General features: G+C 56.6%; 4 protein-coding genes. All 4 read right to left on the bottom strand.

Features of this window, described 5'->3' with window-relative positions:
• A partial coding sequence (locus NUW23_14995; protein MCR4427467.1) for an aminotransferase class V-fold PLP-dependent enzyme occupies positions 1 to 1,107 on the bottom strand: 1,107 nt, incomplete at its 3' end.
• A gap of 101 nt (positions 1,108 to 1,208) precedes the next feature.
• Positions 1,209 to 1,925: an ABC transporter ATP-binding protein gene (locus tag NUW23_14990; GenBank protein ID MCR4427466.1), complete on the bottom strand. Its 717-nt coding sequence runs from the start codon at positions 1,923 to 1,925 to the stop codon at positions 1,209 to 1,211.
• A gap of 60 nt (positions 1,926 to 1,985) precedes the next feature.
• Positions 1,986 to 2,753 (bottom strand): ABC transporter ATP-binding protein, encoded by a 768-nt coding sequence (locus NUW23_14985; GenBank protein MCR4427465.1) that lies wholly within the window; start codon positions 2,751 to 2,753, stop codon positions 1,986 to 1,988.
• A gap of 6 nt (positions 2,754 to 2,759) precedes the next feature.
• Positions 2,760 to 3,752 (bottom strand): branched-chain amino acid ABC transporter permease, encoded by a 993-nt coding sequence (locus NUW23_14980; GenBank protein ID MCR4427464.1) that lies wholly within the window; start codon positions 3,750 to 3,752, stop codon positions 2,760 to 2,762.
• Positions 3,753 to 3,940: the final 188 nt, after the last annotated feature.

Here is a 3,940-nt window from a genome sequence, read left to right as displayed (position 1 = left end):
GCCGAGCTCTTCAAAAGGCTCGGCGCCGGTGTACGTTTCATGGCCGAACGATACAATCTGTGACCGCTCGCCAGCAGAACGCGAACTTAGGACCACGTACCCTTTGGCTTCGAGCTTGTCACAGAGCAGATCGGTAAGCGTACACAGCCGCTGCTCGATGCGATCCACACCTATTCTTTGTATCAGATCGAGCGCCGCCCCGAGCCCGATCATCCCTGGGAGGTTGGGCATTCCCTCCTCGAACCGCCGTGCAGAGTACGGTAGGAGCGCGTCTCCGGCACCCTGGTACCGGTCATACTCGTGCTCGAAGGCCGGGATAGTCAGATCGTATTCGCCTGAGTCTGAGTCCCTCATCACCACATCTCTTAGGCGATTGGAGGCCATTGTGTGCTTCCACGATATGCCTGGAGGGATCATTGACTTGATGAGATCACGGCGGACATAGACAAATGCCGTCCCTAAAGGCCCCAACAGCCACTTGTACCCCCCGCAGGAGAGAGAGTCAACAAAATACTCACCCACGTCGAAACGAAGAGCTCCAATACCCTGGATAGCATCGACAAAGAAATGGACGCCCCTCTCGCGGCAAAGGCGGCCCAAGGTGACGAGGTCGTTCCGGTATCCATTGGTAAACTCGACGAAGCTCAGGGCCACCACTCTCGTGGCCTCGTCCATCATCGCCTCCACATGACTAACCAGTACCCGGCCCTGCGTCGACTTCACGAACCGCGTCTCCACCCCCGACCTCGACAGAGCGAGCCACGCGCTGACGTTCGCGGGATGCTCCAGGTCAGCCGTTAACACATTGTCGCCCGGCCGCAGGCCAAGTGCGTGGGAGATCAGAAGGACTCCCGATGTAGTACTTCCCGTGAAGGCGATTTCGTCAGGCGACGCCCCAATGAGCTTTGCCACCTTCTGCCTGGTGTTTTCGGTCTCTCCCTCCCACTTGGAATAACATGCTCGCCCGTGGGCACACCAGTCATCCACGTATTCGCGGAGTCGTGCTGTAACACACTGAGGCAATGGCCCGATCTGCGCGTGGTTAAGGTACACGTGTTCCTGGGCCACAGGGAACTCGTGACGAACCGCCTCCCAGTCATATGACATATTGAGTCCCCCCGTGTGTAGCGGCATGCTGCTCTGAGAAGCGGCTTACATGCCTGCCTTCGATTCCTACCACGTACAGTGGTTGAACTCCCCCACCTTTCCTACTCTTGCGTGACCTCTCCGAGGTACAGTTTCCTCACCATCTCGTTGCCAGCAAGGCTACTGGCCGACCCTTCCAACATGATGGAGCCGTTTTGTATCACGTACCCTCTCTGTGCAACGGCCAATGCCATTCTGGCGTTCTGCTCCACCAGGAGAATGGGGACTCCCCGCTTGTTGGTCTCTTTTATGATTTCGAACGTCTGCTCGACCATGATGGGTGCGAGTCCCATCGAAGGTTCATCCAAGAGCAATAGCTTGGGCCTGTTGACAAGAGCGCGCGCAATGGCCAGCATCTGCTGCTCGCCCCCTGACAGGCTGCCTGCGTATTGGTTTCGCCTCTCCCGAAGGACACGGAACCGTGTGTACATCTCTTCGATATCAGCAGCTACCTCGCGCCGGTCCCGTCTGCAGAAGCTCCCGACCTCGAGATTCTCCGCCACGGTCAATTGAGGGAAAACCCGGCGTCCCTCGAGGACGAGAGAAACGCCTTTCTTCACAATCTCGTATGTGGGGAGACCGTCGATTCTCTCACCCATGAACGTAACGGTGCCTCTCCTAGGCGGAACTAGCCCGATGATCGTTTTGAGCGTCGTGGTCTTCCCGGCGCCATTCGCGCCGATTAGTGCCACTATCTCTTTCGCCTCAACCTTGAGGCTGACATCATGGAGAACTTGGCCCTCTCCGTAGTAGGCACAGACCTTATCAACCTGCAACATTCATCTTCACCGCCTGCGGCTACTGAGAATACATTCACAAACACGTTCAGCCGTGCCTGCTCAGGCACTGACCTCACTCTTGCCCAAATAGGCTTCTACCACGTCCTTGTTTTTGGCCACTTCGCCCGGGGGGCCTTCGGCTATTTTCCGACCGTAGTTCAGCACAACAAGCCGGTCGGACACTCGCAGCACAAGGTCCATCTTGTGTTCAATGAGAAGAATCGTGATGCCCAGTCCGATGATGCGTTCGATGAGCGAGTGCAGGGTTCGCACTTCGTTTGTGTTCAGGCCTGCAGCAGGCTCATCCAGGAGGAGCACTTGAGGGTCAGTAGCCATGGCCCGCGCAATTTCCAGGCGCTTCTGCTCGCCATAGGCTAGGTTCTTTGCGAGTTCATCACGCCTTGTATAGAGTCCCACGAGTTCGAGCATCTCAAGGGCCTTCTCCCGGTTCGCAGCCTCCTCCTCGCGGACCCATGCAGGGCGGAAGAAGGAGTTGAGGAATGTCGCTTTTGTCCTACAGTGACGGCCCACGAGAACGTTCTCTTCCACCGATAACTCTCGGAAGATACATATATTCTGGAAGGTCCGCCCCACACCCAGCTTGGCAATGTCGTAGCTAGGCCTTCCTGTGAGTTCGGTTCCCTCCAGGAATACGTGCCCACCGCTGCAGGGCAGGACTCCGGAGATCACGTTAAACAGCGTAGTCTTGCCCGAACCATTCGGTCCCACGACTGCGAACACTTGCCCGCGTTCCACAGTGAAGCTGACCTGGTTTACGGCCACAAGCCCACCGAATCGCTTAGTTACTTCCTTTACCTCGAGCAGCATGTCGACTCACCTCCGGGGCGCTGTATCGCGTGAGGCCTGTGAACGCGTTGCCCTCCTGGTCCATCGTCTGACGTGCTCAGCAATGAAAGGCACGAGGCCTTTCGGCATGAACAACACAAAGAGCACTAGGATAAGCCCGTAGAGGACCAGGCGGATATCGCCGAACGCACGCAAGTATTCGGGAATGATTGTGACCACAAAGGCCCCGAATACGGCGCCAGATATGGCTCCTATGCCCCCTACCACCGTCATGACCAGGAATCCTATAGACTCGTTCAGCGTGAAGTTATCAGGGGCGATGAATGTGATGAAGTGCGCGTAGAGGGCACCTGCCATCCCTGCGAACACCGCGCTCACCACGAAAACCAGCACTTTGTAGTAACTGCTGTTGATCCCCATGACCTGAGCCGCAGGTTCGTGTTCGCGGATCGCTCTGAGAGCTCTCCCGATATGGGAATTGACAATCCGCGCTGAGATCCAAACAGCGATGAGTAAGAAAACGAAAGCAAAGTAATACCACGCTCTGAGAGTCATCACTTCCAGCCCGAAGAGTTCAGGGGATGGAATGGCGCCAATTCCGGTTGGGCCTTTTGTTACCTTATCCCAATTTCTGGCGGTTTGGTGTACTATCTCGCCGAAGGCAACCGTCGAGATGGTAAGGTAACCGGCCTTCAGCCGAATGCTGGGCGCTCCGATGACAACCCCGGCGAGCGCTGACACCACCAGCACTGCCGGAACAGCTCCCCAGAACGATACACCGAACCTCGTGGTAAGTAGAGCTGACGTGTACGCCCCGACGGCATAGAGCCCCGCATGGCCGAGTGACATTTGGCCGGTGTAACCGCTTACAAGGCTCAAGCCCACAGCCACGATAGCCGAAATCATCGCCATTATGCACAGGTGAAGAAAGTACTCTTGTGAGTAGACCAAGGGCACCGCAGCAATGAGCACCAAGACCCCTGCAACCCCTAGAACTATCCGTTTCGCACGCATTCTCATCAGTCCTTCTCCCTCCTCACGCGCCGTTTCTCCTGGACAGGAGGCCTCCAGGCTTCCATACCAAGAACAGCGTCATAAGGAAGAACAAGATCACGTCCTTGAAACGCGAGGATATGAAGCCTACAGCAAGCGCCTCGGTGATCCCGATGATGCAGCCACCGATTATGGCACCCCAGATGCTGTCCGCT

The sequence above is a fragment of the Bacillota bacterium genome, assembly GCA_024655925.1.
Classification (GTDB): domain Bacteria; phylum Bacillota; class DTU025; order DTU025; family JANLFS01; genus JANLFS01.
This window is presented reverse-complemented; position numbering and strand designations above follow the sequence as displayed.

Coding starts and splice junctions, on each gene's coding strand:
- NUW23_14990 (MCR4427466.1), bottom strand. CDS start 1,925: ATGTTGCAGGTTGATAAGGTCTGTGCCTACTACGGAGAGGGCCAAGTT.
- NUW23_14985 (MCR4427465.1), bottom strand. CDS start 2,753: ATGCTGCTCGAGGTAAAGGAAGTAACTAAGCGATTCGGTGGGCTTGTG.
- NUW23_14980 (MCR4427464.1), bottom strand. CDS start 3,752: ATGAGAATGCGTGCGAAACGGATAGTTCTAGGGGTTGCAGGGGTCTTG.